Below are 26,508 nucleotides of genomic sequence, written 5' to 3' on the forward strand. Positions count from 1 at the left end.
ACACTTCAGACTCATTGTTATTTTCTTCAATCGCATAGCTGCAGCTCAAAGCCTCTGTATAGAGTGATAAGATATTAAAAAATTGTCCTATGCAATTTTTTTAGATAAATAGTGTTTAATTCATGTGGATATATCTTTGATTCTTTAAATAATTAAAAGGCCCCCGTTATGAGGCCTTCAAATTTCAATATTGTTTACCTATGGGTTTACTTTACGAATCTTGCATAATTAACTTTTGAAAAATCAACAACAATTTGATTACCATTGATATCTTTTATAATATCTGGTTGTTTAGAAATAATAAGTTTCATTATTTTTCGAAGAGCACGTTCATCATCAGATCTTGATTCGAGTTCCATCATGACTGTTAAACTAGAACCATGATTGAAAAAGAGTTCAATTTTTCTATTTTTCACTCTTTCATCTCCTCTCCTATTTAATGTCTCTACTATACCAATCTCCACCTCTTTCGTATAGGGTAGATAAGAAAGGAGATACTCATGGTATTGCGAGACAATAAATTAATCATACCCCTCTATTAGCCAAACTCTTTAAACTAAGAACATTACTAACATTATATATAATTTATTAAGCCCAGTTGAGTATAGATTTCACCTTACTTTAAGAAAAAAATAATTTTTAGGTTTTCTCTTAAAAAGTTAGAGCTATCAAAACATCGTTCTCTTAGTAATTTAACTTTATTCGTTTGGTTTTTTTGATTTAATGGAATTAATAAATTTTTTTCAAAAGTCAAGTCCATAATATTGTGTAAAATAACTTAGTACAATGTTCATCACCATTAAAGCCTCATATAAGCCCTTGAAGAAGTAATCCATTCTTCGTGGATGTGCATTAATACAGAGCCAATTAATCGATTAGCTGAGTCGACATTTGGAAAGATTCGTACCACTTTCTTTCTACGACGTACTTCTTGATTCAATCGTTCTTCAATCTTACAAATATCAGATAACAATATTTCTCTTCCAAATTCTAGAACGATCTTCTTTTGATCAGATGACTCAATAGAGGTTTTAAGAAAATCCTCATTTCTAAAATCAACAAAACCTAGTAAACTACGTTTCATGGTGACTTTAATTGAAACGGGCTTTCTATAAAAATCTCCTAATCTCTTTTGAATGAGATCTTCCTTTTCTAGCTCAAACTGTTTTGAAGTTTGGCTAATATCCACTATATGTTTCTTGCCTATTAGACCGTGTGTTTTAATGTTTTGTCTTTAAGCAAATAAAAAATAAAGTTTTCATCTTCATTTAAAATATAAGCGTTAAATACACCATCATTCCAACCCACTAAATCAATATCATAAAAACCACCTATATAAGAAGAATCAAGCTCTGGTTTATTTTGATCAAGGGAAATATCTTCTAATTCGTTTGTATAGTCTATTAATGTATCCACACTCATTGCAAAAAGTTCAGAAAGCTTTTTAAGATTTGTAATATCCGGTATGCCATTATTACTTTCCCACTTAGCTACTGCTGAACGTGAAACATTTATTTTTTCAGCCAATTCCTCCTGACTGTATTCTTTTTTTCTTCGTAATTCTTTTATTTTATCGCCTAGTTGCATCTTATCACTCCTATTGATCTTTTATAGTTATAGTCAATCATAAAAACTCGCATTATCAAATATACTATCAAGAACTTTAGTGTTACTTTGAGTAACAAGTCCTTATACTTATTAAGATATAGTATAACTCTTCAGTATATCAGCATTTCTTGGAAGTTGTTTTTAGCTAAGAAGGAGCCTGTGATAAAATACGAACTCCTTTCCTCTTTTCTTAAAAATAATTATACGAAAATTATTCTATACATAAAACTACCACCCGTGAAATGATACCAAGAATCCGTCATGTAACTCTAATTTTTGAAAGTACTCAAAAGATAGAAAGCCTAATTTTTATTTCAAAAAGCTAATTCAAATAAAAAAGAATGGTATTAAAAAAGGGGAAGAAACGCTAAGTTTCTCCCCCTTTCATTATTTACTCAATAATTGGATCATTTCTTCATACTCTGGGTACTGTTCGATCAGTTCATGGTAACGAAACAACTCAAAATCCTCAAACTCAAATCCTGGTGAAACCATACACGATACGAGCGAAAACCCATCTTCAACGGTTGAGCCAAAGATTGTCCCTTTAGGAACACGATATTGTAGTACTTGACCTTGCGCAACAGCTAGTCCTAAAGTAACATTTGTATAATCGCCATCTGGAGAAATCATATGCACGGTCAATGGCTGTCCGTAATGATAGTACCATATTTCATCAGCAGTTAAACGATGAAAATGTGAGGGGTTTTCTTTTTCCAATAGAAAATAGATACTAGTGAACAGAGAACGTTCTTTCCCATTTATTTTTAGTTTGTCTTGTGATCTTTCAACTTCGCAATAATAGCCACCTTCCGGATGAGCTTCCATATCCAAAGCTTTTATCCATTCTTCCATTGATTGATTCATAATAATCTCCTAACATTTTATACTATTTTAGCATAGGGAGTGTAAGGGTCTAAAATTCTTATCCACTTTAAGCAGCCTTGTAATTAGTAAACTTTCTCGATTTTGCTAGCATCTTACCGGATTACTTAATCTCATTCGAATAAACGACCCGATACAAAGCTTCTTTAACCTTATTGAATTGCTCTTGATCCATTGCTTCTGGATAAGTCATCAATAAAAGCGGAATCGCATTTTTCCCTTCTTCTAATGGAGGTTGCGTGTAGTCATAAGCATTCAACTTAAAATCTAAACGCTGATAAAAATTTATTCTTCGTTTAGTGATATTGTCTTCAGGCTTTTCTACCTCTAAGACTATTTTTTTATCAGCTTCATTTAAGAAAGTATTCAAAAATTTACTGCCATAATTTCTACCTCGGAAACTGTCATCTATGGCAAAATGTTCAATAAATACATATTCTCCAATATCCCAAAAAGATATAAAACCTACTACTCTACCGTCATCTTTTAAGGCTTTCATTTGATAATTAGGATTTTTCAATATTTCTAATTGTAAGTTTAAACTTCTTTTTTCATCTTCAGGAAAAGAGCTTTCATAGATATTCCAGATTGCAGTAAAATTTTCCACTATAAATCCTCCGTCAATTTCGTAACTATTTTTTTCGTATTATTACAAGCATAGCAAAGTTTACAAAACTTTTCATAGGCTATCAAACCATAAAACAAATTCTTCCTTAAATAAAAATAGTGATTTCCATAAGCTAAATCTTTAGGCAATCTTCTAGAAGTTAAAAAACTTTGTCATAGCTATTAGTTTATACTTTACTTAGTCAACATCTATTTTAAGTTAGCAAATAAAAACACTGTCCTGATCGAGCTGTTTTAGTCTTAGGTTCCACTCATGAAGAGCTATAGTTTTTTTAGTGAGCCCATTCAATGCTAGGTCTTTATACTTCCTTAAAAGGCTACTTGCATTTAATTTATTGCTATTAAAATAATCAGCTACTCTAATATAACCCCCAAAAGTGAGTTTGATAGCTCTATCTTTGGGGGGCATCTCTCCTATAAAGATCTTTATATTATTAATTTTATCGATTTCTTATACTAGTTTCTCTTTAAACAAAACTTAAAGTATGCTGAACATTTACTTGCTAGTCAACTGCTTATTGCTAGCTAAAAAACATCTCATTTCATAATCTTTTTGATCCATTTTATACTTGTCTTATAAGGTGGATAACGGAAAGGAAGATCAAGCCAATTACTTTTTTTCAAGATGCTTTTACTATGAGAAAAGGTGTCAATGCTGTTTTTGCCATTATAGCTGCCCATTCCGCTTTCTCCCACTCCACCAAAGCCCATATAAGGAGTCGCTAGGTGGGTTACTGTCTCATTTATTGCTCCCCCTCCGAAGGAAACCTCCGTTAAAACCTTTCGCTCAATATCTTTCTCTTTTGTAAATAAATACAAAGCTAAAGGCTTTGGACGTGCCTTAATATGATCCATCGCTTCATCTATAGTCTTATAGGTGATTATGGGTAATATCGGACCAAATATCTCTTCTTGCATAATTGGATCTTTCCAAGAAACATCCTCCATTAATGTGATATTTATTTGGTGTGTTTCATCATTTTTTTGACCCCCGTAAATCACTTTGCCTGTCTCTAGCAGATTAAGTAATCGCTGATAATGCCTATCACTGATTATTTTGGGATATTCAGGATTTGTTTCTGCGTGCTTGCCAAAAAAACCTTCCAGAGTCTTCATTAATTCCTCTGTTAGTTTTTCTTTCACATCTTCTTGAACAAGTAAATAATCTGGAGCCACACAGGTTTGTCCTGCATTTAAAGCTTTGCCCCAAGCAATTCGCTTAGCAGCTATTTTTATATCGGCTGATTTGTCAACAATGGCTGGACTTTTCCCACCTAATTCTAAGACGACTGGCGTCAAATGCTGAGCTGCTTTTTCCATTACAATTTTCCCCACCTGTTTGCTTCCTGTGAAAAAAATTAAGTCAAAATCTTTACTTAACAAAGACTGATTAACTTCAACAGCCCCTTCCACCACCGTCACATAAGCCGGATCAAAGGTATCTGCGATCATTTTTTTAATAATAGCAGACGTAGCCGGTGCAAATTCAGAGGGTTTGATAACAGCAGTATTTCCGGCCGCTAAGGCACCAACAAGTGGCGATAAAGTCAGCAAAAATGGATAATTCCAAGGGGCAATAATCAACACCTGCCCATAAGGCTCTTTATAGACACGACTGACTGATGGAAACTGAGAGATTGGTGTTCGTACACGCTTAGGTTTGAGTAATCTCTTCATGTTTTTTAACATATAAGTGATCTCTTCTAAAACCAATCCAATCTCACTAACATAGCCTTCAAATCCTGCTTTATTTAAATCACTTCTTAAGGCTTCTAATATTTCAAGCTCATAGTCTTCAATCGCTTGATACAATTTTTTCAGCTTAGCAATTCGAAAATCAATTGCTTTGGTCTCTCCACTTGCAAAATATTCTTTTTGTTTTTCTAATACACCACTTGTCTCTTCCATTTTTATCATGCTCCTTCTTAATAAGCTGCTTCTAAAATATCCATAATCCGTTCAGTAGTAACTTGCACTGGGTTCACAATTGTAGCCCCATCATTCATGGCTGTCTTGGCAATCTGTTTAAAATCCTCTTTTTTAACATCGACATCTCGCAAACGGGTCGGTAAACCCGCTATTTTATGCAATTCATTAAGTAAATCTCTGATAGCATTTATTGTACGAGCGGCTCTTTGATCTTTGGGTGTCTGGCTGTATACTTCTGGTCCAGAGAAAGCCAATAAAATTCTAGCATACTCCTCTTTACAAGATTGTGAATGCTTTAAATTCATTTCCATAGCATATGGAAGTAAAATCGCCATCGCATCTCCATGGGCAATTTTACTGATTGATCCACAAGCGTGACCTATCGCATGAACAATGCCTACCATTGAGTTAGAAAAGGATATACCTGCCATTAAGGACGCATTCGCCATGGCTATGCGAGCTTCTTTATTTTTACCATTTTGGACCGCTTCTTTAAGGTGCTTCCCAATTAATTCTATGGCAGCTAAGGCATAAGCAGAGCTAAGTGGATTTTTTTGACAACCCGTTAAGGCCTCAATACTGTGTGTTAAGGCATCGATTCCAGTTGATGCAGTTATTTTCGCTGGAAGTGACGCTGTCATTCGATAATCTAAAACAGCCACATCTGGTAAAAGACTGTATGAAATAAACTCCAACTTTACCTTACGGCTCGTGTCCGCAATCACTGAGACTAAGGTTGCCTCCGAGCCTGTGCCTGCAGTACTTGGCACGACTATCAAAGGATTTAACTTACCACCGACTAGCTCTAACCCCATGAGTTCATTTAAGTCTTTGACTTTTTTAGAAACTAAAACATTTACTCCTTTAGCAGTATCAATAACTGATCCACCGCCAATAGCGATGATACTATCACATTGATGTGTTTGATAGACGTCACTGATTTCCTGGACCACATTTAATGATGAGTCTTGTGGAATCTCTTTGAAGATAGCAGCGATTTCAATATTGGCATCTTCTAAAGCCTCTGTAATAATTTGCACTTGTCCATGCTTTATCAATGACTCATCTGTTAAAATCAAAGGCCTCTGGGCCTCTAAATTCAATAATTCAAATGGGATGTTTTCTAAAGCGCCTTTGCCAGATAAAATCTTGACTGAATTCATAAATTCATAATATTCTGGTATTTTCATACTAATCCTCCTTAAAACACTAAATGAAAGTAGGCTTTGCCTTTGCTGGCTGAAAGCACTGGTTGTTCTTTTAAAATATTTTTGCTAATAAAATTTGGGAAAAGATAAGCTTCTACATAATATAAAATTCGAACGAGAGGCATAGCTTTTAGGAAATCACCTTTAACAATAAAACGATGTTGAGCATAGCCCTGGTGCAGACCTATTTGACCAAGAATTAACATTTGTGCAGCCCGATAACTTTTAAAAATAATCGACAGATCAGCTGGGGCATCCACATGCTTTCCTAAATAATTAAAGCCATCATTTCTTTTTTCAAAGAATACTTTTGTACTAGTGTTTAAAACTGTCAATTCAAACAAGAAACCATCCGCATAGTGTCCTAACTCTTTCTGAATTGCAGGCTCTACTTTAGCAGCAGCTATTAATCCTCTTACTAAAAATTTTAAACCAATTTCTACCATTAATTTTTTCATAACATGCAACCGCCTTTTATAAATTTTGCTTAATTAAATAAGCAATTTAACAATCTGATTCACAGGTATTTCTTCCGTAGCAAATTTCTGTTGAATAATTAAGCCATCTAACAAAGCTAAAATAAGATAAGAGAGGGCGTGATAATCTCTTCCCTGTCGCTTTAATCCTTTTATTAAACTTTTTCGAATGGTCTCTCGCCAGGACTGATAGCGTGTTTCAAACTTTTTAGCCAAGGATTGATTATTAGTAATCGCATCGCTTAAAAGATAAAGATGTAAGGAGCCTCTAGTATCCGCATAGATAATTTTATTAAATAAAGTCTTCAATATTTCTTCTGCATCAATCTCCTCATCAGACTCTTCAATGAATAAAAGTAAGTCTTCTGTCATCATTTCTAAATTTTTTTCTGCCAATTCATAAATGATCGCTTGTTTGGCAGGATAATAATAATAAAGCGTTCCTTTACTAATACCCGCTGCTTCAGCAATTTTACGCAAAGTTGTTTCTTCAATGCCTAATTCACTAATTAAAACTGATGCAATCTCAAGTATATAAGATCGCATATCTTGATTAGAGTTCCCATCACTAATAGATATTTTTGTCATTTATCCACCCATTTCCCGTTCGGTCGACTGACCGATTAATTAGTTTAAGTTTAATTCAACCAGCTTTTAGTGTCAAATATGCTTATTTTAAAGCTACTATGATTAAGAAAAAAGAAGTTATTAAAAGGGAGAGATCCCACAATATAATAACCTTCTAATATAGATAATTACGCTTTTCTTCAGAGCGTAAAATATTTTGTGTAAGCTCCGAATCTTTGTAGAAAAGAGACCTCTCTTATGTAAGATTGTAAAATCAAATAAGCAATCACACAGGAGGTCCCTTATGGAAGTCGTTAGCACAAAATTATTCACAGCACTAGCAGAAGATAAATCTGTTCAAGACCTATTTCGTCAAAACTTAGAAGAAGCGATTAACTTATTACCTGTATGCGAAAGGACAGTCTTTCTTAATTACGAAAAATCGGAAGTCAAAGGCTGCAATGGTTAAGGAACAATTTCCCATGAGAGATCTTTAGAAAAGTATCTATATACCTATGTTTCAAAATTCAATACGAAGTTTTCTTCTAGAATCCATAAGGGATTTGGTCAAGCACAATAGGAACTAAATAAAATGCTAGATGAAATACAAGGAAAAGGTCAAAGCAAAAAAATTCATCCCCTATAGGGGATGACGTATAATGCCTATAATATTATCTAGTTAGAAGATTTTTACTTAATCTTACATTAGCTTACACAATTTATTTGACACTGCCCTATATTTACTACCATACAAAAAAGAATATAGATTTATTTTATCTCAATATAAGACCTACTAAGCATTTCGAACCATAACTTTATTTAAGTTCAACTACTTATGTCTTAAAATACTGATAAATCTATATTCTTATTAAAATACAATGGAGATGAGGGGAGTCGAACCCCTGTCCAAATGTCTCGCCACCAAAGAATCTACGTCAATAGTTGCGTCTATTATTATTTAGCTCCCACATAGCCGACCAACAGGCATTTGTGTTTGCGAGTCTGCTTATCTCTTCTAAGGCTTACAGACGGAAAGACTTAGCGTATCCCACTAATTTGAGACCAGGAACTAACACATGGGCGATGCTAGGCTGATCTTAGCCAGCTGTTTTTAGGCAGCTAAAGCTAAATTGTTATTATTGTTTGCAGTTATATTTAACTGTAGCGTTGGTGAGGTAGTCGCTGCCTACCTGACGCATCCAAGGTTCGAACAACACCTGTCGAAACCATGACACCCCCAATTAAAGGTATAAATACATACTAGCATCTCCATGAGGAAATGTCAAAGAAGGTCAGTCAGCTTTTAGACGAATTATCTTGGACTTCCTACTTAAAGAGTTTGAGGTAATTTTTTGACGGCATTCAGTAAAATTGGCGTCACTAAAATTGAAAAGATCATCTCAGGTACACCATTCACTAACACAATACCACCGAGCACCTGCCATAAACTATCGAGATTGGCTCCACTAATTTGTGAATACTCTGCCTGTTTAAAGAGGCCAATTGCCCCTAAGACGAAAACTGTATTTAAGATTGAACCTAAGGCCCCTGCTATCATATAGCGCAAGCGATCTTGAATTTTATCTTGAGCTTGGTGGGCAAACCATCCAACAATCAAAGGCATAATCATCCGTGGTAAAAGTGAGACTAATGGTGAAGAAAAGACATAAACATACATGGGCGATGTTGGCATAACATAAGCACGAATCAAGGAGTTCAAGCCCCAAAATGCTCCGATAATAAAACCATCTTTAGTGCCTAACCATAAGGTCGCTACAATTACCGTTACATGAATAATAGTAATATTTAATGGGGGTATGGCTATATAGCCTAGAAAAGGTACCCAAGTTTGTAATAAGATAATAGCCATGAAGATACTTAAAATAACTAAGCGTTTAGTTTTCATAGCGTTTTGATTTTGTAATGCTGACACAAACATCCTCCTCATTTAATGAATGGAATGACCATTCTTAATGTAATTGTAAGTGGGTTCACAGAGTCTTTCATCAAGAGTTACCTCTAAATCATATTCATCAAAAAACCATTCGTCATCTTGTTCAATAAAGAAGAGGACCCCATTGGGCGCTTGATAAGTGACTAAAGGGTCTTCTGGCTGAACAGAATCAATGGCAATCCCAAAACCATTGTCAAAAGGGCTCGATCCATAAATTTTTGTTTTAAAGCGAACACCAGCACCTTGGCTAAATCCTATTTCTTCCTTAAACCAATCTGCTGCTTTATTTGTTACTGTTAGTTTCATATGCTTTGTTGCAATCAAATGCAACAACTCCCTCCTCTATAAACTGAATCTATCATATAGCAATTTTTTTATCTGAGCGAGTTTTTTGCTTAATCCACCAAATTATGTTGGAAAGCATATATCGTCGCTTGTGTGCGATCATCCACTTCTAATTTTGATAGGATATTAGAAACGTGGGTTTTTACCGTCTTTAAAGTGATAAACAACTCTTCTGCAATCGCTTGATTGGAATACCCTCTAGCAATCAATCCTAAGACTTCACGCTCACGATTGGTCAAATCATCATGCAGATGGACTTGCCTTTCTTCGGTTTCGCGATTTAGCATCTTTTGCGTAACTTCATCCTGCATCACGCTCTTACCTTGGTAGGTTGAGCGAATAGCCTCGGCGATTTCTTTAGCTGATGAAGTTTTTAGGATATATGATTGAGCTCCTGCTTCAATAGCTGGATATACTTTTTCGTCATCTAAGAAAGATGTCACGATAATAATTTTAGCTTCGGGCCACTCTTGCATAATTTTTTGCGTAGCTTCAATTCCGTCCATGGTATCCATGACTAAGTCCATCAAAATAACATCCGGTCGTAAATCCAGGGCACGATGATAACCTACTAAGCCATTATTAGCTTCTCCCACCACTTCCATATCTTCTTGAATACTTAGATAAGACGAAACACCTAGCCTGACCATTTCGTGGTCATCAACTAATAATACTTTTATCATACACTGACTCCTTTATTTTATAATTTTATTTTTTAAGTTTATAAGGCAACTTAATATCGACAACCGTTCCCTGCCCTGGAGAAGAAATTATCGAAACCGCCCCTCCCATCCCCTTCACTCTTTCTTGGATATTGGTTAAACCATAAGAGCCTGACTTTTTCGATTGAACAGGATCAAAGCCACGTCCATCATCAACAATGCGAATATTTATCATATCCATTGTTTCTCTTAGATAAACATCTAATTTATTTGCTCGAGCATGTCGCATAGTATTCGACACCGCTTCTTGAATAATCCGAAAGAGATGGTCTTCGATTCCCGTTTCTAGTCTAGGATCATCTAATTCCCAAGTCAGTTCTAGAGGTATTTTGGCTTGTAGTTCTAATAGCAAATTATTAATTCCTTGTTGCAGTGATTTTCCTTGTAAGTCAACCGGTCGTAAATGTAAGAGCAAGGCTCGCATTTCAGTTTGAGCATTTCCAATGACCGATTCAATTTTTTCAAGCTTAGCACTTAATTTAGGGTTTTCCTCTTCAGGATAGGATTCAGTAATAGCTGACAACATCATCATAGCAGCAAATAATTGTTGGGATACCGAATCATGAAGTTCACGTGCTATGCGACTACGCTCATGTTCGATAATTTCTTCCTTAGTCTCTTCACCGACAAAGACCGGAGCAGCTGTAAATTCTTGTAAGTCTTCAGTCAAATCAACCAAGCGATTGCGCAGGCGGTTAATATCTTGGGCCAAGCTATAATCTTGTGTATAGAGACTGGATTTACGGTTGGTTTTATTGAAGATCGGATGGTGATATTTGCCTAACAATAACCAATTGATTTTTGCTCGAATCAGTTCATAAGAATCATTTAGTGAAAAGGTAAGATATAAACTATAGATGACTGAGAAGGCAATAATAATAGCTACTACCCAGATAAATAATCGAACGTCCCAGATCTTAATTATAAAAAGGTCTTCAATATTAAAAGCTGGTAGTTGCCATGCACAAAGACCAACCACAAAAAAACAGATCAGCAATGTAATAATTAATTGATTGAGTAAGATACGAATCCATAACCGTAAATTCATAAAATAATCACCTCTACATCTCCTATAAAGCTTGAAATAATAACATTTAATTTGCGGTTAGCCTGTTGATAATCGGGACTACGCCATTTAAAGTTTTCCAATGTTAATACATAGTCTTGAGATTCAAATAAAACATTGCCACTAATTAAAGATATATTCATTTTCAAGCCAATATCCCTCGGAATGATTAAACGAACACGGCCAAACATTTTTCGAATGACTACCGTATGCTCACCTGCTGGAATGAGGGTATTCCCTAAATCAATAATAGAATTTCCACCAAAATATACAAGATTAATATCATCCCACTCATATGAAGTCTTGGTTCCTTCTTCTCGCATATCAAAAAGAGAGCGATATTCTAAGATTGTTCGCTGCTGGTCTTGTGGTTGAAGCAGTTTAATCCCGTAATAACTCTCAGACTCTTTAGGGGCTGGATGTAAAACACTCTCCGAAAGATTACCCATTTCATGGATATGCTCTTTTTTAAAGACAATTAAAGCGAAAAAGATGGTTAAAAGAAATAGCCAGAATGATTTGGTTAAAACAATCGTCATAATAACCAAAATCAAACCCAATCCTAAAATCAATCGGTTCAACCAATAGCGCTCTATATAAAGGCTCAAACTGATGAGCAAAAATCCTCCTGCAAATATTCCAAGAAAATGCCAATCTGTAAGTAATTCTAATATAATTAAAAAGATACAAAGAATCATCGTGAGAAAAATACGTTTGCGAAAGAAGTCTTTCATTGGAATACCTCCCTTCTGTTAAGTCATTGCTATTATTGCATAAAAGATAAACTGAAAAAAGATAATACTTTGCTTATCTTCCATCTATTATAGCAAACAAATCCTAGAAAAAGGCATAAAAAAAGACCCCCAAAAGGAGTCTAACTGTTGGATAAATTATGCCTTAGCCACCTTAGTAATTTCCACATCAAATGAGCCGCCCGGTGTTTCAATAGTTACTTTATCACCCACTTTATGGCCTAATAGAGCTTTGGCCATTGGCGAATCGTTAGAAATCTTATATTCCATTGGGTCTGCTTCAGCAGAGCCAACAATGGTATATGCTTCTTCAGGACCATCAGGCAATTCGTTAAAAGTCACGGTACGACCCAATGTTACTTCATTAGCCGCAACATTTTTATCATCAATAATTTCAGCAAAGCGCATCATATTTTCTAATGTTGAAATACGTCCTTCAACGAAAGCTTGTTCATCTTTTGCTGATTCATATTCTGAGTTTTCAGAAAGATCACCAAAAGACCGGGCTACTTTAATGCGTTCAATAATTTCAGCTCGTTTATTTACTTTTAAATCTTCTAATTCAGCTTCAATTTTTTTCTTACCTTCTAGGGTCATTGGATATGTTTTATCTGCCATCTGTTAATACTCCTTCAAATTAATTAATAATTGTGTTAATTTTAGTAACTAATAAATCTATGGCCACATGATTATGGCCGCCTTCCGGGACAATAATATCTGCATAGCGTTTAGTTGGCTCAGTAAATTGATGATGCATCGGCTTGACAACTGTTTCGTACTGTTCAAGAACAGATTTTACAGAACGTCCTCTTTTAATGACATCGCGTTTAATTCTTCTAGAAAGGCGAATATCATCTTCCGTATCGACATATATTTTAATATCACATAAGTCACGAATCATTTTATCTTCAAAAATTAAAATCCCTTCTAAGATTAGCACGTCACGTGAAGCTTCTCTACGTGTTTCAAGTGAACGCGTGTAGTTCACAAAATCATAAATAGGGACTTCAATTGTTTCACCTCTTATAAAAGCTTGGATATGTTCAAAAAATAAATCATTGTCAAAAGCAAAGGGATGGTCGTAATTCGTCTTTAATCTTTCCTCAAATGTCAGATGGCTTTGGTCTTTATAATAATTATCTTGTGCTAAGACCAAAACGGACATCTCAGTAAACTGTTCTAATATTCGCTTGCTAACACTTGATTTACCAGAACCTGATCCACCAGTGACACCGATGATGATGGGTCTATCCCCCATTACTTCACTCCCTTAATTGACAAATACATAAAGAAAGCAACCACCCAATAAGAGGTGATTACTTGCTTTCTATTGAACTTGCTCAAAACTATACTTAAGAAAATAACATATAAATTAGCTGAATGCAAGCCATTTCATATTATTTCTTTTTTAGTATTCAAATGCTTGTTAAAAGTTTCATTTGTTGTTCTTGCTATTCTTCTTCTAATTCTGCATTTTCTTGACTCGCTTCTTTTTTTGCTTCATCAAAGAATGGTTGAACGTATTGTTCTACTAAGGCACTATGCTCAGCTTCTGTTGCAGAATAATAGATTTTGCCTGTATTCATATCTGCGACAAAGTAATAGTTATCTGAATAAGTTGGATATATAGTCGCCATAATCGATGATAGAGAAGGACTATTAATCGGTCCTACTGGCAACCCGCTATGTTGATACGTATTATAAGGCGAATCTACTTCTAAATCTTCATAAGTAACCAGCTCTTTATGCTTGCCAAGTGCATAAATAACCGTAATATCACTTTGTAGAGCCATTTCAATGTTTAGACGGTTGAAGAAAACTCCTGCAACTAAGGCGCGATCTTCATCAGTCGATGCTTCTCGTTCAACAACCGAAGCCAGACTCAACAACTGGTGATAGTTTAACCAAGTATTGCTAAGGTCTTCTTGCAATTTCTGAAATTCAATATTAGCTTTTCCAACCATATTAATGATTAAATCATCAGCCGTCATGCCAGCAATATAATCATAAGTAGCTGGGAAAAGATAACCTTCTAAACGATATTTTAAGCCTTCAATCTCAGATAGTGGTTGAATCAAGCTTGGAAAACGCCTTAACAAGTCTTCAAACAGCTCTTCACTTTGAACACGATCAATAAAAGTATCAGCTTCAATTGGTGTTTGTTCAGCCACTACTTGTGCAATATCAGTTATTTGCATGCCTTCCACAACAGTCAGTGTGGTATCAATATCTTCTTGGATTGGTTCGCCACCTTCCTTTAAAGTTGCAATCAACTCTTCTGCATTCATATTAGGCTTTAATTGATAATAGCCTGCTTGAAAGTCACTAGCTCCTTTAAATTTCATAAACAAATTAAAAATTTGACTATTGTTAACCAGTTTTTCATCTTCTAAAATTTGTGCAATATCACTAGAAGTCGACCCGATGGGAATCGTCACTTCGATTGCCTCAGAACTATTGGCATCCACCGGCCCTAAATCTTTATCCAGTTTCCAATAAATGAATAAGGTGCCTACTACGATAATAATCAAAAATATCCAAAGAATGATTTTAATTACTCGATTGGTCCAAAGTAATTCTTTAACATGCATGGTTTCATTTACTTTTGCATCTTCTTGTATTCTATTCCAATCTATCTTCATACTTCCTCCTAATAGCCTAATGTTGTAAGCATTATAGCAAATAACACAGTAAATAACTATCCTGACCTAATTAATGAATGATTAAATTAATGTTTCAAGCTTCATGATTTTATAAGAGAAAAAGCTCTTGCCGATTTCATCAATCGGAAAGAGCTTAGCTTTCTTAACTATTCTTCTTCATCTGCCAAAAATGTATTTAATACTTCGTCAATCATGTTCCATTCTTCTTCAGTTTCGATCGCTTGTAAATCACCAGAAGTCCCATCTGGATTTTCTTTATAGGAGTAAGCTTGAATTTCTACTTCTTCTTCTTCATTTGCTCCAGCTGGATAAATAAGGACATAGGATTTATTATAGTCTTGTGAATCAAAGGTGAATAGAATTTCATATAACGATTCGTTGCCTTCTTCATCGACAACAGTAATGTAGTCAATTTCTTTTTCTGCGTGTTCATGATTATGTTCTTCTACCATCTTAACACCCCTATTTCTTATAATCTAAGTAATTTTGTAAAATCATCACTGCCGCTAATTTATCAATTACTTTTTTGCGTTTTTTACGTGAGACATTCCCTTCTTCAATCAGCATCCGTTCTGCTTGAGAAGTAGTCAATCGCTCATCTTGATAAATAATTTGACAGTCTGGGACAATTTTATGCAGTTTTTCACCAAATTTTTGGGAAGCCTCTGCTCTTGGTCCTAATGTATTGTTCATATTTTTTGGCAAGCCAATAATGACTTTATCTACTTTATACTCTTCGATGAGTTCTTGAAGACGTTGATAACCAAAGTTATCCGATTCTTCATCAATCGGTATAGTTTCGATTCCTTGGGCTGTCCAACCCATTAAGTCACTAATAGCAACCCCTACCGTTTTAGAACCCACATCTAAGCCCATGCTGCGATTTCCAATTGGCATGAACTAAGACTCCTTCTTAGTTAGATAATACTTGACTAATTTTTCGACAATTTCATCGCGTTCATGACGACGAATGAGGTTACGCGCATCATTGTGACGTGGAATATAAGCCGGGTCACCTGATAAGAGATAGCCCACAATTTGATTGACTGGATCATACCCCTTCTCCTCCAATGCGCGATAGACAATCTCTAAGCTCTCGCGAACTGTATGTTGGTTTAAATCATCTAACTTAAAGAGTATTGTTTCATCTAATGATTGCATAGATGTATTCACCGAACCTTTCTTAATCTCATCAACTTAATACATCCCTAGTTGATTTGTTAGCTATTATCTCCAGTTTACCATAAACCCCTATAAAAAGGCTCTTATTGTGCTTTATTTATAGCTTTTTCACTATTAAAATTGTGTTTCAGGCTAGATCAGTCTATTCTCAATCTCTTGCGGCACTGCTTCTAATAACTGAGGAATAGCCGCTGGATTTTTACCCCCTGCTTGCGCCATAGTCAAACGACCTCCTCCACCACCTTTAATATGTTTTGCTAATGGTTTTATTAAATCTCCCGCATTAATGCCCTTAGCCACTGTTTCTTGATCGACTAAAACTAACAGATTAGCTTTTCCCTCATGAGAAGTGGCTAAAACAAGGATATTAGAAGCAGCTTTTTCTCGCCATGTATCGCCTAAAGATCTTAAAGAATCCATATTTTGATTGTCTACGCTGGCTGCAATAAAGCTAATGTCTTTAACTGTTTGAACATCATCAAAGATTTCATCTGAAGCTTCCTGCATTAAGCGTGCAGTCAAGGAGTCGATTTCAGATTGCTGTACTTTAAGATCCTGTTGTAACTGTTCAATCTTGCTTAACAGTTGATCACTTTGGCTAACTTTCAATTGATTTTGAACTTCTTTTAGTAGCGATTCGTTCTTTTGATAGTTGGCGATAGCTGCTTGACCTGTTAAGGCTTCAATGCGGCGCAATCCTGCTCCTATACCACTTTCAGCCATTAATTTAAAGGTTCCAATCTCATTAGTATTGTTAACGTGAGTTCCTCCACACAATTCGATGGATTCATTGCCTACATTAACTACGCGAACAATTGACCCATATTTTTCACCAAAGAGTGCCATGGCTCCCATTGCTTTTGCTTCATCAATTGGCATTTCACTTATGTCAACATTAATAGCGTTTTCAACCATAAAGTTTACATAGGATTCCACTTGTTTAAGTTCTTCGGCTGACATTTTACCAAAATGTGAAAAGTCAAAACGTAAGCGATCTGGCCCCACATACGATCCTTTTTGATTAGCGTGGTCCCCTAAAACTTCTTTTAAGGCCTTATGTAATAAGTGAGTAGCTGTATGGTTTTGATTGGTCCTCATTCTGGCTTGACGGTCAACTGTCAAAGTATAAGACTGTTCGCGATTTAACGGCATTTCCAATGTTTTCACCTTATGCATAAATTGACCATGAGGACTCTTTTGAACATCTAGGACCTCTGCCAGCATTTGATCGCCATCAAAAACCCCTCCTAAATCGGCTACTTGTCCCCCCATTTCGGCATAAAAAGGTGAGCGGTTAAAGAATACAATCCCTTCACTATTAGCTGGTAATTGGTCCACTTCTTGGTCATCGACGACAATATATTTCAATGTCGCATCTGAACTTAATTGTTCATAACCCACAAAATCAAACTCATAGTCAATAGCTTGTAGAGTTGTCGATTGGATCGCCATCGATCCTTCATCTGTACGTGCGGCACGGGCTCTTTCTCTTTGTTCTTCCATGGCTGTCTCAAAACCTTCAATGTCTACTGTTAGCCCTTCTTCATCAGCCATTTCTTGCGTCAATTCAAGTGGGAAACCGAAGGTGTCATATAAATGAAAAGCCCTGTCTCCATTAATAACCGTTTGGCCTGCTTGACGAACCGCATTGATCACTTGATGAAGTTGGACTTCGCCTTCTTCAATTGTTTCATGGAAACGTTGTTCTTCTTTTAAAAGTACTTCTTTAACAAAGTTTTCTTTTTCGATGAGCTCTTTATAAGGATCACCCATCATAGCCACAATAATTGGCACTAAATCTGAAATAAACAGATGATTAATTCCTAATTTACGACCATGCATAACTGCACGACGGATTAAGCGTCTTAAGATATAGCCGCGTCCTTCGTTAGAAGGTAAAGCTCCATCAGCAATAGCAAAGGATACCGCACGGATATGATCAGCAATAACTTTAAAAGAGGTATCTGTTTTTACATCATCACCATAATTGACAGTTGTCAATCTACCAATTGCTTCAATGATCGGCATAAATAAATCTGTTTCGAAATTTGTCGGAACATCTTGCATGACCGAGGCCATCCGTTCTAAGCCCATACCTGTATCAACGTTCTTGTTAGGCAAGGGTTGGTAGCTTCCATCTGGCATATGATTGTATTGTGAGAATACTAGATTCCAAATTTCTAAGTAACGTTCATTTTCTCCTCCTGGGTACATTTCAGGGTCATCAGCTGAAAGGTTTTGATAATTTTCCCCTCGGTCGTAGAAGATCTCTGAATCGGGACCACATGGTCCGGCACCAATATCCCAGAAATTATCAGCCACAGCCACAATATGATCTTCATCTAAACCACATTTTTCTATCCAAATCTGCTTAGTTTCTTCATCTTCGGGATAATAGGTAACATATAGGCGGTTGGGATCAAAATTCAACCATTTTTCTGAAGTTAAAAATTCCCACGCCCATTGAATGGCTTCTTCTTTAAAGTAATCCCCTATGGACCAGTTACCTAGCATTTCAAATAAAGTATGGTGTCGTGCAGTCACACCAACGTTTTCAATATCGTTGGTACGAATACACTTTTGAACATTGGCAATCTTGGGATTGTCAGGAACTTCAGTTCCATCCATGTATTTCTTCAAAGCAGCAACCCCTGAGTTAATCCATAACAGCGTTGGATCGTTAATTGGAATGAGGTTAGCTGAGGGAACGATTTGATGATTTTTCTCTGCAAAAAAATCTAAAAACATCTGACGTATTTCTTTACTCTTTAATGGTTTCATGCCGCATTCTCCTTCAATAAAAATAAAGAGTCATTATATGCAAGGGCGCTTAACCACGGTACCACCTTGCTTATAATAACTCTTGGTTATCTTCTTAAGTGACTGTTAACGCCAGCAAAACGCCAATCTTTCGAATGGTCCGTATGAGGGAGCATCAATGTCTTGATTACTTGCACCAAATGTAATCTCTCTAGAATGACCTGACATGTCCTCTACCTTTAGTAATATAGCAATTTTTATAAAAAAGGTCAATCCTGAATAAAAAAATCTTGCCAGTTAGTATATAATCATTAATAGAAAGTTTTTCATTGAAAAGTAGGTGATCGTACGATAAATTCTTTAGTAAAAGCCTAGGCATCCATAACACCTTTAGAAAATCAAGGAATTGAAGAAAGATAGAAGTTGTAACAAGTTATATAATTAATCTTGAGGACCAGTTATTAAATTAAAATTAGCTAAATAATATTTATAAAAGGTGGTGAAACTTATGAATAAAGATAATCACAAGAAAGATTTAAAAATTGAAAACATTTTGAAAATCTTTCCAATTATAGGCATGATTGGCGTAATCATAATTATATCCGTCTTGCTATCAGGCTTGCCTAAGTCTAATCCACTTTTTTCGATTGGATTGTCCTTAGGGTTAGCTTTACTTTTTATTTCAACAGTAGTGTATATTGCCACATGGCTGATGGAAATAAATTTAGCTTATAGTAGAAAACAATATTCTCTGATGGCCATCTTGATAATCGTCGGCATCCTTTCTGTTTTATTTGAAATTATAATCAATAGATAATGCGATTGAAGTTTTAATTATCAAAACCCCCTAAAGAAACATTCTTTAGGAGGTTTTGCTAGTTACTATTAAAATCACACTAAGAAAGCTTTATTACTATACAAAATCTTCCGGCTTGAGTCCTTCCATGCCAATCATGGGATCGACTTGCCAGATGGTTTGGTCATTTAAGACAAAGCTTGCTTTTGACATTTTGCTTTCTGCTACTTGAGTAACACTTGCTGTATCATCCTCTTGCTTTTTGCTTTTTGTCAGCTCTCGCTTCTTTGCTTGCTCAGTCAAGTTTAATTGTAAGTATTCAGCTAATTTGGTTTTGCGTTCTATTTGAACTTGTGAAACCGCCTTATTAAAACTTTGAGGGTTCCCTACCATGACTAAGGATTTGACCGCCCTTGTCACAGCAGTATAGATGATGTCCCTTCTTAACATGCGTGAATAGCGATCAACCAATGGTAAGATGACTAAGTCATATTCTGATCCTTGTGCCTTATGAATGGAACAACAATAAGCCAGAGTCAGCTGATCCAGTTCATTTTTTCGATAATGGATTTCATTGTCATCAAAATCAACAATCACTTCTTCCACATTATTTGAACTTTCTTTTGCCGTTAAGATAGCAGTTATCTTGCCAATATCCCCATTGTAAACACCCTCTTCTGTATTATTTACCAGTTGAAGAACCTTGTCTCCTATACGGTAGACTTGGTCAAAATGTTTTATCTCACGTTTTTTTGAACTAGCAGGATTCAACATTTCTTGCATCAAGTCATTGATCTGATTGATGCCACCTGGTCCCTTATACATAGGGGCTAGGACTTGTAGCGTTTGGCTATTAAAGCCTTTTTTAATTGCTGCTGCTACAATCTGTCCAACCACATCACTGACTTGCTGAGCAGAGCAAGGGATAAATGAACGGTCATTATGCTTGGCTAAAAAATCCTCTGGCAGATAGCCTTGACGTATATGGTGAGCTAAATGAACGATGGATGAATCATCGGACTGACGATAAATTTTGGATAGCGAAACAGTTGGAATCAGACCCGAATCAATCATATCTGAAAAAACTTTACCTGGTCCTACTGAGGGCAGTTGGTCCTTATCCCCGACAAAGACTACTTGCATTTCATAGGGAATGGCTTGTAGCAACCAATTCATTAACCACACATCAACCATTGACATTTCGTCGATAATTAAAAGGCTGCCATCAATTATCATCGGTTCAAAGTCTCTTAGCGTCGACTCACGATTATAACCAATTAAGCGGTGAATGGTAGAAGCTGGCAAATGAGAAGTTTCTTGCATCCGTTTAGCCGCCCTGCCTGTCGGAGCCGCCAAACGGATTGGAGAATCAAAATTATCCTCATTTAGATCGGCCAGATCATAGCCATGTAAGATAGCATGTAAATAAATGAGTCCTTGTACCAAGGTTGTTTTTCCGGTTCCTGGACCTCCTGTAATAATAGAGAGAGGGGATTGAATGGCTAATTTTAATGCCTGCTGTTGCTCTTGATCATAGTCAATTTTAATTAAGGCCATAACATCCTCAATGGCTTGATCAATCTCTTCTGCTTCAAATCGCTTAACTTGTTCAGCCATCAGATAGTCGTGAATCTTTTTACTACTTCCGTACTCTGCGTAGAAAATTGAGGGAATGACAAGATCTTCTCCTAGCACTAACAGCTGGTCTTGAATAATTGCAAGATCCAACCCCTTGGTCAATAAATCATCCTCAATCAAAAAGGGGCGACTTTTTTCTAGGAGGTCGCGTGCAGTTCTCAACGAATCCGGTATCGGTACATAGGTATCTCCTTGATCGGTAGAAATTTGTGCCACCGCCATGGTAATAGCTGAAGCAATTCGTTCAGCGGCGTCGGGTTGAATGCCTAATTGTTCTGCTAACTTATCGGCCTTAGTGAATCCGATTCCTTCAATCTCTATTACTAATTGATAGGGATTTTCTTTTATTTGTTCCAGTGTATTCGATTGGAATTTCTTATAGATTCTATCTGCTAAATTAGGACCAAAGCCCCATTCACTTAACTGCATAAAAATACGTTCTGTTCCTTGAAATTTTAAAAGACTGGCCCTTAATTGATTGGCAACTTTAGCTGTTAAACCACTCACTTTGTCTAAAGCATTGGGATCATCAAGGATTTGATCAATTGCCGTTTCCCCTAATGACTCTACGATTTTTGTGGCTGTTTTAGGACCTACTCCTTTGAAACGATTGCTGGACAAATAATCAATTAAGCCCCTGCGTGAAGTCGGCATCAATTGCTGGTAGCGAGTGACTGAAAATTGCTGTCCAAAACGTGGGTGGTGGACTAATTTTCCAAAAAATTGATAGGGCGTATCGTAATGGATCGTAGTAAATTGACCCGTAATAACCAATTCTTCGTCTACCAAGAGACTCGTTTGATCTAAATCTACACTAATGCGCAAGACCTTATAAAAATTTTGGTCATTTTCGAAGATGGTACTTTCCACGCTACCTACTATTAATTCTTCCATCCACTCTCACCTCACTTGTATGTCTTATTATATCAATCTTTTTTATTAAGAACTAGAGCTTGCCATTCAAAGCTTGCCTAAGACTCTTAATATGTCCATAAAAAAATCACCCTAAATGCTCAGGGTGACTTACATTTAAATATATTGCCGCATTTGATTATCTTTATAGGCCGCATCAATAATGCCACCTCCTAGACACTCTTGGTCTTGGTAGAAAACTACCGCTTGTCCAGGCGTAATGGCTCGTGCTGGTTCATCAAAAACCACTCGTGCTTTTTTCCCTTGGTCATAAATCGTCACTTCTGCTGGAACATCTTCTTGACGGTAACGAAATTTAATAGTGCATCTAAAAGTCCGATCACTCTTATCACCATCTGTAAAAGAAAGATCCGAAGCTTCTAAGTAATCAGCATATAAATGCGGATGGTGGAAGCCTTGGCCTACATAAAGTGTTTGAGTAGCCATGTCCTTGCCAATCACAAACCAAGGCTCATTGGAGCCATTCGATCCAGTAGATCCGCCTATACCTAAACCATGTCTTTGCCCAATTGTATAGTACATCAATCCCATATGGTCGCCTTTCACTTCACCATCTAAAGTTTTCATTTTACCCGGTTGGTTGGGTAAATAATTAGATAGAAATTGGTTAAAATCTCTCTCTCCAATAAAACATACCCCAGTAGAATCTTTCTTCTTAGCGGTTGCTAAGCCTGCTTCTGCAGCAATTTCACGCACTTGTGTTTTTTCCAAGTGTCCAAGTGGGAATAAAGCTTTTTGTAATTGCTGTTGAGATAATTGATTAAGGAAATAAGTCTGGTCTTTCCTTTGATCCGATGCACGCAACAAATGAACCTGTCCTTTGTCATCTCTTGCTGCTTGGGCATAATGACCCATGGCAATATAATCCGCCCCTAATTCGGTGGCATAATCTAAGAAGGCCTTGAATTTGACTTCTTTATTACACATAACATCCGGATTGGGTGTTCGTCCCTTGCGATATTCACTTAAAAAATATTCAAAAACGCGATCCCAATATTCTTTTTCAAAATTAACTGAATAATAGGGAATACCAATTTGTTCAGCGACTAAGGCAACATCTTCATAATCTTTGGTAGCCGTACAAACACCATTTTCATCCGTATCATCCCAGTTCTTCATGAACAGACCGACCACGTCATAGCCTTCTTCCTTTAGTAATAAGGCGGCTACCGAAGAATCGACACCTCCTGACATACCTATCACTACTCGCGTTTGTGCTTTATCTTTTGTTGGAGTCATTGGGTCTTCCTTTCTTTTAATATTTATATAAAGATTAAAAACGAACTCACCTTGAATGGAAAGTCCGTTTAGATACATTCAAAACTATTTTCTATTTTACTTCAACTAGAACGTTTCGGTCAACAAATCCGTCGAAAATGAAATTTATTTTTTCAATTACCATCTCGTTGTTGGCCAGGCTGAACACATTAACCGCCTGCAAACCGTTAGAATTTACGGTTGAAATTTTTAACCCATTTAAATCAGCATTAACAGTTACCTTTAAAACTAAACCTGTACGATGTGTCGAATCTAATTCTCGTTTGTATAAGTAGTTACCTCCACGTGTTTCATTGAAGCCATTATCTCTTAAAGTATAAGGTCTACATTCTGGACTGACTTCAAAAGTTCGATTGAATCCTAATAATTTTGCTTCTGGTGTAAATGCCATTGTTCTACTCCTTACTATTTATTTATTTTTATAATTGCTTCAATTAATTGATCAATCTCATTTTTAGTCGTATAACGACCAAATGAAATTCGAACACTCTCTTGCCAACGCGCTGGGTTATCTGGGTAATAAGCAGTTAGAATGCGACTGGGTTTTACTGAACCGGCTGAACAAGCGGATCCTGCTGAAAGATAAATGTCTTGCATGTCCATTTGAATAATCAACTGGCTAGCTAATTTTCCTTTAAACCAAATACTGTGTATGCGGTTATTATGATGATTAAGATCACCATTTCTTTGATAGTTAATGCTCGCTTCATCTAATCGTTGAAAAAAATATGCTGTTAGTTCTTTAAAATTTCCTTGTAGTTCTTCATACCCCTGATACATCAACTCCAAGGCCTCCACCATACCTAAAATATAAGGAAGGTTTTCAGTTCCTGAACGCTTAGTATATTCTTGATCACCACCTAATAATAAAGGATCTAAGGTCATTTCTTTGTTCCAAGCCTGATAGACCAGAAAACCAATTCCTTTTGGTGCATAAAATTTATGACCTGACCCGTTGAAAGAGCTACAAGGGAAATTTTGTGGGTTAATCGGTTGATAACCAACAGCTTGAGTGGCATCAACATGGAACCAATAGCCCTTTTGCTTAGCATATTGACCTAGGTCTTGGATAGGAAGTTGAGAACCCACTTCATTATTTACTGCCATAGCTGTCCAACCGATGGTCGTTTCTTTACTGGCTTCAATAAATTGCTGTAGTGTGAATTGTTGGTTAGAGTCCGGCTGAATTCGGCTCACTTCAAACCCTCTGTTTTCTAAATCAAGAAGAACCTTATCCACTGCTGAATGTTCAATTGTTGTGGTAACAATATGATTACCTAGACCTAAATCACGTGCTCGAACAGCTTGTGATCGCAGTGCCCAATTGATGGCCTCTGTTGCACCGGAAGTGAAGTACAAATCAGCGTTTTCATCTAATTTTAACAACTCTTTTAAGCGTCGACGCGCTAAGGTCAACTTATTTTTACTTGCCTTTCCTAGCTTATATGTAGCAGAAGGATTTCCAAAAGATTCTGCTAAAGCATGAGAAATTCGTGCTTGAACACGGAGGTCGACTGGGGTTGTCGCTGCATAATCAAAATATATCATTGCCTCACCTTTTCATTCCTAATACAACTATTATAACGTATTTTAATGATTTTGAAAGTGTTTACTTATAGAAATAAAAGGCGTATATTAATCAAAAAGAGCCTTTTGTGGTAAACTATACACATTATAAGGAGGTTTCCTAATGCAACAACCTTTAGCTTATCGCATGCGGCCGCAGCACATTGATCAAATCTTGGGACAAACTCACCTTGTAGGATCTGGCAAAATTATCCGTCGAATGGTTGAGGCCAAACGTCTTTCTTCTATGATTCTATATGGTCCACCAGGTACCGGAAAAACTTCGATTGCTGCTGCTATTGCTGGTACTACGGAATATGCTTTTCGTCATTTAAATGCAGCAACTGATGCAAAAAAAGATTTAGAAGTTGTCGTCACTGAAGCCAAAATGTCAGGTACCTTGATATTACTATTAGATGAAATTCACCGTTTGAACAAGCTTAAGCAAGACTACTTGTTGCCTCATTTAGAAAACGGACGGATTATTTTAATAGGTGCGACTACTGAGAATCCTTACATTTCGATTAATCCTGCCATTCGCTCACGTACTCAAATTTTTGAAGTCAAACCTCTATCCAGTCAAGAGATTCAAGAGGGGTTACAAAGAGCGATTAAGGATGTTGATCATGGCTTGGGCAAGTATCCAGTTGAAATTACCAAAGACACCCTTGAACATTTTTCATCTGTAACAAATGGCGACATTCGTTCAGCCCTCAACGCATTAGAGTTGGCCGTTCTTTCTACAGCTGAAAACGATCAGGGTAAGATTGTAATCACGCCAGAAATTGCTGAAGAATGTTTACAGCGTAAACGATTAAGCCATGACAAAGATGGTGACAATCACTATGATGTCATCTCTGCTTTTCAAAAGTCAATCAGAGGATCAGATGTGGATGCGGCTATGTATTACTTAGCTATTCTTTTAGAAGCTGGTGAATTAGTCATCGTTTGCCGACGTTTGTTAGTTATTGCCTATGAAGATATTGGTTTTGGCAATCCGCAAGCTACTCAACGAACAGTAGCAGCTGTTGAAGCTGCTGAAAAGTTGGGCCTACCAGAAGCACGCATACCTTTGGCTTTCGCTGTGGCAGATTTAGCCTTAAGTCCTAAATCCAACACCTCCTACCGTGCCATTAATGCGGCCCTGGCGGATATTGAAGCTGGACACACAGGCCCAGTACCAGACAGCTTAAAAGATGGACATTATGCGGGAGCAAAAAAATTAGGTCGCTCCATCGGCTATCAAAACCCTCACGATTATCCCAATCATTTTATCCGTCAACAATATCTTCCCGATCCCCTTAAAAATAAGCAATACTTCAAAGCCGAACCAACAGGAAAATACGAAGCTGCTATTAACCAATACTATCAAGAAATAAAAAAACAGCAGAATTAGCTTTACATGAAGGTTTAGTTATGAGTTTCGATTTTTCTTTCTCAATACAATAAGCTACTAACGACCAATATTGTAAATGCTTTCATTTTTTCAAACAAAACTATGTCAACCGTAAATGAAAATGTCCTGAAATTTTAAAAATTTGCGGGATAAAACT

Annotated in this window: 27 protein-coding genes, 1 other RNA gene and 1 pseudogene; 3 read left to right on the forward strand and 26 right to left on the reverse strand. The window is 36.4% G+C overall.

All coding sequences use genetic code 11. The features are described 5' to 3' along the window. Positions 1 to 206: 206 nt before the first annotated feature. The 9 genes and pseudogenes from ACQV2T_RS05955 to ACQV2T_RS05995 form a co-directional block, all read right to left on the reverse strand. Positions 207 to 416, reverse strand: a complete 210-nt coding sequence (locus tag ACQV2T_RS05955) for a hypothetical protein (RefSeq protein ID WP_428874235.1) — start codon at positions 414 to 416, stop codon at positions 207 to 209. Between the two features lie 383 nt (positions 417 to 799). After that, a pseudogene (locus ACQV2T_RS05960) lies at positions 800 to 946 on the reverse strand (transposase); the annotation flags it as partial. A 260-nt stretch (positions 947 to 1,206) separates the two neighbouring features. Then, the gene (locus ACQV2T_RS05965; RefSeq protein ID WP_428874236.1) at positions 1,207 to 1,587 is read right to left on the reverse strand and encodes a helix-turn-helix domain-containing protein; all 381 of its coding nucleotides are present in this window, start codon (positions 1,585 to 1,587) and stop codon (positions 1,207 to 1,209) included. Positions 1,588 to 1,995: 408 nt separating this feature from the next. After that, positions 1,996 to 2,475 carry a cupin domain-containing protein gene (locus ACQV2T_RS05970; protein WP_428874237.1) on the reverse strand — a complete coding sequence of 160 codons (480 nt, stop codon included), beginning with the start codon at positions 2,473 to 2,475 and terminating at the stop codon, positions 1,996 to 1,998. Between the two features lie 121 nt (positions 2,476 to 2,596). Then, complete coding sequence (locus ACQV2T_RS05975; protein ID WP_428876315.1) at positions 2,597 to 3,100, reverse strand: GNAT family N-acetyltransferase; 504 nt, start codon at positions 3,098 to 3,100, stop codon at positions 2,597 to 2,599. A gap of 557 nt (positions 3,101 to 3,657) precedes the next feature. Next, positions 3,658 to 5,028, reverse strand: a complete 1,371-nt coding sequence (locus ACQV2T_RS05980) for an aldehyde dehydrogenase (protein ID WP_428874239.1) — start codon at positions 5,026 to 5,028, stop codon at positions 3,658 to 3,660. Between the two features lie 17 nt (positions 5,029 to 5,045). Next, positions 5,046 to 6,239 (reverse strand): iron-containing alcohol dehydrogenase, encoded by a 1,194-nt coding sequence (locus ACQV2T_RS05985; RefSeq protein WP_428874240.1) that lies wholly within the window; start codon positions 6,237 to 6,239, stop codon positions 5,046 to 5,048. An 11-nt stretch (positions 6,240 to 6,250) separates the two neighbouring features. Beyond that, the gene (locus ACQV2T_RS05990; protein WP_428874241.1) at positions 6,251 to 6,715 is read right to left on the reverse strand and encodes a hypothetical protein; all 465 of its coding nucleotides are present in this window, start codon (positions 6,713 to 6,715) and stop codon (positions 6,251 to 6,253) included. Between the two features lie 33 nt (positions 6,716 to 6,748). Beyond that, positions 6,749 to 7,321 (reverse strand): TetR/AcrR family transcriptional regulator, encoded by a 573-nt coding sequence (locus ACQV2T_RS05995; RefSeq protein WP_428876312.1) that lies wholly within the window; start codon positions 7,319 to 7,321, stop codon positions 6,749 to 6,751. A gap of 283 nt (positions 7,322 to 7,604) precedes the next feature. Here ACQV2T_RS05995 and ACQV2T_RS06000 point away from each other — a divergent pair, with 283 nt between their 5' ends. After that, entirely contained in the window at positions 7,605 to 7,769 is a 165-nt protein-coding gene (locus tag ACQV2T_RS06000; RefSeq protein WP_428874243.1) for a hypothetical protein, read from the forward strand. Positions 7,770 to 8,176: 407 nt separating this feature from the next. Here the strand turns inward: ACQV2T_RS06000 and ssrA are convergent. The 13 genes from ssrA to alaS form a co-directional block, all read right to left on the reverse strand. Beyond that, positions 8,177 to 8,539: a transfer-messenger RNA gene (gene ssrA, locus ACQV2T_RS06005) on the reverse strand. Between the two features lie 91 nt (positions 8,540 to 8,630). Continuing rightward, positions 8,631 to 9,233: an ECF transporter S component gene (locus ACQV2T_RS06010; RefSeq protein ID WP_428874244.1), complete on the reverse strand. Its 603-nt coding sequence runs from the start codon at positions 9,231 to 9,233 to the stop codon at positions 8,631 to 8,633. Positions 9,234 to 9,248: 15 nt separating this feature from the next. Further along, a complete protein-coding gene (locus tag ACQV2T_RS06015) occupies positions 9,249 to 9,584 on the reverse strand; it encodes a HesB/YadR/YfhF family protein (protein WP_428874245.1) in 336 nt (111 codons plus the stop codon). A 65-nt stretch (positions 9,585 to 9,649) separates the two neighbouring features. Next, complete coding sequence (locus tag ACQV2T_RS06020; protein ID WP_428874246.1) at positions 9,650 to 10,282, reverse strand: response regulator; 633 nt, start codon at positions 10,280 to 10,282, stop codon at positions 9,650 to 9,652. A 25-nt stretch (positions 10,283 to 10,307) separates the two neighbouring features. Continuing rightward, positions 10,308 to 11,369: a sensor histidine kinase gene (locus ACQV2T_RS06025; RefSeq protein WP_428874247.1), complete on the reverse strand. Its 1,062-nt coding sequence runs from the start codon at positions 11,367 to 11,369 to the stop codon at positions 10,308 to 10,310. Continuing rightward, positions 11,366 to 12,121: a cell wall-active antibiotics response protein LiaF gene (gene liaF / locus ACQV2T_RS06030; RefSeq protein ID WP_428893360.1), complete on the reverse strand. Its 756-nt coding sequence runs from the start codon at positions 12,119 to 12,121 to the stop codon at positions 11,366 to 11,368. The genes ACQV2T_RS06025 and liaF overlap by 4 nt, the downstream gene beginning before the upstream one ends. Before the next feature lie 156 nt (positions 12,122 to 12,277). Further along, positions 12,278 to 12,757, reverse strand: a complete 480-nt coding sequence (gene greA, locus ACQV2T_RS06035; RefSeq protein ID WP_428874250.1) for a transcription elongation factor GreA — start codon at positions 12,755 to 12,757, stop codon at positions 12,278 to 12,280. Positions 12,758 to 12,776: 19 nt separating this feature from the next. After that, positions 12,777 to 13,397 carry a uridine kinase gene (gene udk / locus ACQV2T_RS06040; RefSeq protein WP_428893361.1) on the reverse strand — a complete coding sequence of 207 codons (621 nt, stop codon included), beginning with the start codon at positions 13,395 to 13,397 and terminating at the stop codon, positions 12,777 to 12,779. Between the two features lie 193 nt (positions 13,398 to 13,590). Further along, entirely contained in the window at positions 13,591 to 14,781 is a 1,191-nt protein-coding gene (gene mltG, locus ACQV2T_RS06045) for an endolytic transglycosylase MltG (RefSeq protein ID WP_428874252.1), read from the reverse strand. Positions 14,782 to 14,948: 167 nt separating this feature from the next. Next, positions 14,949 to 15,254 carry a DUF1292 domain-containing protein gene (locus ACQV2T_RS06050; protein ID WP_428874253.1) on the reverse strand — a complete coding sequence of 102 codons (306 nt, stop codon included), beginning with the start codon at positions 15,252 to 15,254 and terminating at the stop codon, positions 14,949 to 14,951. A 10-nt stretch (positions 15,255 to 15,264) separates the two neighbouring features. Further along, positions 15,265 to 15,699: a Holliday junction resolvase RuvX gene (gene ruvX / locus ACQV2T_RS06055; RefSeq protein WP_428874254.1), complete on the reverse strand. Its 435-nt coding sequence runs from the start codon at positions 15,697 to 15,699 to the stop codon at positions 15,265 to 15,267. Between the two features lie 3 nt (positions 15,700 to 15,702). After that, positions 15,703 to 15,963, reverse strand: a complete 261-nt coding sequence (locus tag ACQV2T_RS06060; protein ID WP_428874262.1) for an IreB family regulatory phosphoprotein — start codon at positions 15,961 to 15,963, stop codon at positions 15,703 to 15,705. Between the two features lie 153 nt (positions 15,964 to 16,116). Continuing rightward, a complete protein-coding gene (alaS, locus tag ACQV2T_RS06065; RefSeq protein ID WP_428893362.1) occupies positions 16,117 to 18,765 on the reverse strand; it encodes an alanine--tRNA ligase in 2,649 nt (882 codons plus the stop codon). Between the two features lie 487 nt (positions 18,766 to 19,252). On the opposite strand from alaS, the gene ACQV2T_RS06070 reads away from it, so the two are divergent. Beyond that, a complete protein-coding gene (locus ACQV2T_RS06070) occupies positions 19,253 to 19,561 on the forward strand; it encodes a hypothetical protein (RefSeq protein WP_428874256.1) in 309 nt (102 codons plus the stop codon). A gap of 96 nt (positions 19,562 to 19,657) precedes the next feature. Here the strand turns inward: ACQV2T_RS06070 and recD2 are convergent, their stop codons facing one another. The 4 genes from recD2 to ACQV2T_RS06090 all read right to left on the reverse strand — a co-directional run bounded on the left by recD2 (position 19,658) and on the right by ACQV2T_RS06090 (position 24,937). Then, on the reverse strand, positions 19,658 to 22,072 hold the full coding sequence (gene recD2, locus ACQV2T_RS06075; RefSeq protein ID WP_428874257.1) for an SF1B family DNA helicase RecD2: 2,415 nt from the start codon (positions 22,070 to 22,072) through the stop codon (positions 19,658 to 19,660). A 135-nt stretch (positions 22,073 to 22,207) separates the two neighbouring features. Further along, positions 22,208 to 23,350: a tRNA 2-thiouridine(34) synthase MnmA gene (mnmA, locus tag ACQV2T_RS06080; RefSeq protein ID WP_428875423.1), complete on the reverse strand. Its 1,143-nt coding sequence runs from the start codon at positions 23,348 to 23,350 to the stop codon at positions 22,208 to 22,210. A gap of 91 nt (positions 23,351 to 23,441) precedes the next feature. Continuing rightward, positions 23,442 to 23,780: a cysteine desulfurase gene (locus ACQV2T_RS06085; RefSeq protein ID WP_428874259.1), complete on the reverse strand. Its 339-nt coding sequence runs from the start codon at positions 23,778 to 23,780 to the stop codon at positions 23,442 to 23,444. A 14-nt stretch (positions 23,781 to 23,794) separates the two neighbouring features. Further along, a complete protein-coding gene (locus ACQV2T_RS06090) occupies positions 23,795 to 24,937 on the reverse strand; it encodes a cysteine desulfurase family protein (RefSeq protein ID WP_428875424.1) in 1,143 nt (380 codons plus the stop codon). 142 nt (positions 24,938 to 25,079) lie between these two features. Between ACQV2T_RS06090 and ACQV2T_RS06095 the strand changes: the two genes are divergently transcribed. Then, positions 25,080 to 26,351, forward strand: coding sequence for a replication-associated recombination protein A (locus ACQV2T_RS06095; RefSeq protein ID WP_428875425.1), 1,272 nt, complete (start codon positions 25,080 to 25,082; stop codon positions 26,349 to 26,351). Positions 26,352 to 26,508: the final 157 nt, after the last annotated feature.

The sequence above is a fragment of the Facklamia sp. P13069 genome, from assembly GCF_050409405.1.
Taxonomy (GTDB): Bacteria; Bacillota; Bacilli; order Lactobacillales; family Aerococcaceae; genus Facklamia.

Bases quoted from the DNA above. Each gene is read 5' to 3' on its own strand.
- ACQV2T_RS05965 (WP_428874236.1), bottom strand. From the start codon at position 1,587: ATGCAACTAGGCGATAAAATAAAAGAATTACGAAGAAAAAAAGAATAC.
- ACQV2T_RS05970 (WP_428874237.1), bottom strand. From the start codon at position 2,475: ATGAATCAATCAATGGAAGAATGGATAAAAGCTTTGGATATGGAAGCT.
- ACQV2T_RS05980 (WP_428874239.1), bottom strand. From the start codon at position 5,028: ATGGAAGAGACAAGTGGTGTATTAGAAAAACAAAAAGAATATTTTGCA.
- ACQV2T_RS05985 (WP_428874240.1), bottom strand. From the start codon at position 6,239: ATGAAAATACCAGAATATTATGAATTTATGAATTCAGTCAAGATTTTA.
- ACQV2T_RS05990 (WP_428874241.1), bottom strand. From the start codon at position 6,715: ATGAAAAAATTAATGGTAGAAATTGGTTTAAAATTTTTAGTAAGAGGA.
- ACQV2T_RS05995 (WP_428876312.1), bottom strand. From the start codon at position 7,321: ATGACAAAAATATCTATTAGTGATGGGAACTCTAATCAAGATATGCGA.
- ACQV2T_RS06000 (WP_428874243.1), top strand. From the start codon at position 7,605: ATGGAAGTCGTTAGCACAAAATTATTCACAGCACTAGCAGAAGATAAA.
- ACQV2T_RS06020 (WP_428874246.1), bottom strand. From the start codon at position 10,282: ATGATAAAAGTATTATTAGTTGATGACCACGAAATGGTCAGGCTAGGT.
- ACQV2T_RS06025 (WP_428874247.1), bottom strand. From the start codon at position 11,369: ATGAATTTACGGTTATGGATTCGTATCTTACTCAATCAATTAATTATT.
- liaF (WP_428893360.1), bottom strand. From the start codon at position 12,121: ATGAAAGACTTCTTTCGCAAACGTATTTTTCTCACGATGATTCTTTGT.
- greA (WP_428874250.1), bottom strand. From the start codon at position 12,757: ATGGCAGATAAAACATATCCAATGACCCTAGAAGGTAAGAAAAAAATT.
- udk (WP_428893361.1), bottom strand. From the start codon at position 13,397: ATGGGGGATAGACCCATCATCATCGGTGTCACTGGTGGATCAGGTTCT.
- mltG (WP_428874252.1), bottom strand. From the start codon at position 14,781: ATGAAGATAGATTGGAATAGAATACAAGAAGATGCAAAAGTAAATGAA.
- ACQV2T_RS06050 (WP_428874253.1), bottom strand. From the start codon at position 15,254: ATGGTAGAAGAACATAATCATGAACACGCAGAAAAAGAAATTGACTAC.
- ruvX (WP_428874254.1), bottom strand. From the start codon at position 15,699: ATGCCAATTGGAAATCGCAGCATGGGCTTAGATGTGGGTTCTAAAACG.
- ACQV2T_RS06060 (WP_428874262.1), bottom strand. From the start codon at position 15,963: ATGCAATCATTAGATGAAACAATACTCTTTAAGTTAGATGATTTAAAC.
- alaS (WP_428893362.1), bottom strand. From the start codon at position 18,765: ATGAAACCATTAAAGAGTAAAGAAATACGTCAGATGTTTTTAGATTTT.
- ACQV2T_RS06070 (WP_428874256.1), top strand. From the start codon at position 19,253: ATGAATAAAGATAATCACAAGAAAGATTTAAAAATTGAAAACATTTTG.
- recD2 (WP_428874257.1), bottom strand. From the start codon at position 22,072: ATGGAAGAATTAATAGTAGGTAGCGTGGAAAGTACCATCTTCGAAAAT.
- mnmA (WP_428875423.1), bottom strand. From the start codon at position 23,350: ATGACTCCAACAAAAGATAAAGCACAAACGCGAGTAGTGATAGGTATG.
- ACQV2T_RS06085 (WP_428874259.1), bottom strand. From the start codon at position 23,780: ATGGCATTTACACCAGAAGCAAAATTATTAGGATTCAATCGAACTTTT.
- ACQV2T_RS06090 (WP_428875424.1), bottom strand. From the start codon at position 24,937: ATGATATATTTTGATTATGCAGCGACAACCCCAGTCGACCTCCGTGTT.
- ACQV2T_RS06095 (WP_428875425.1), top strand. From the start codon at position 25,080: ATGCAACAACCTTTAGCTTATCGCATGCGGCCGCAGCACATTGATCAA.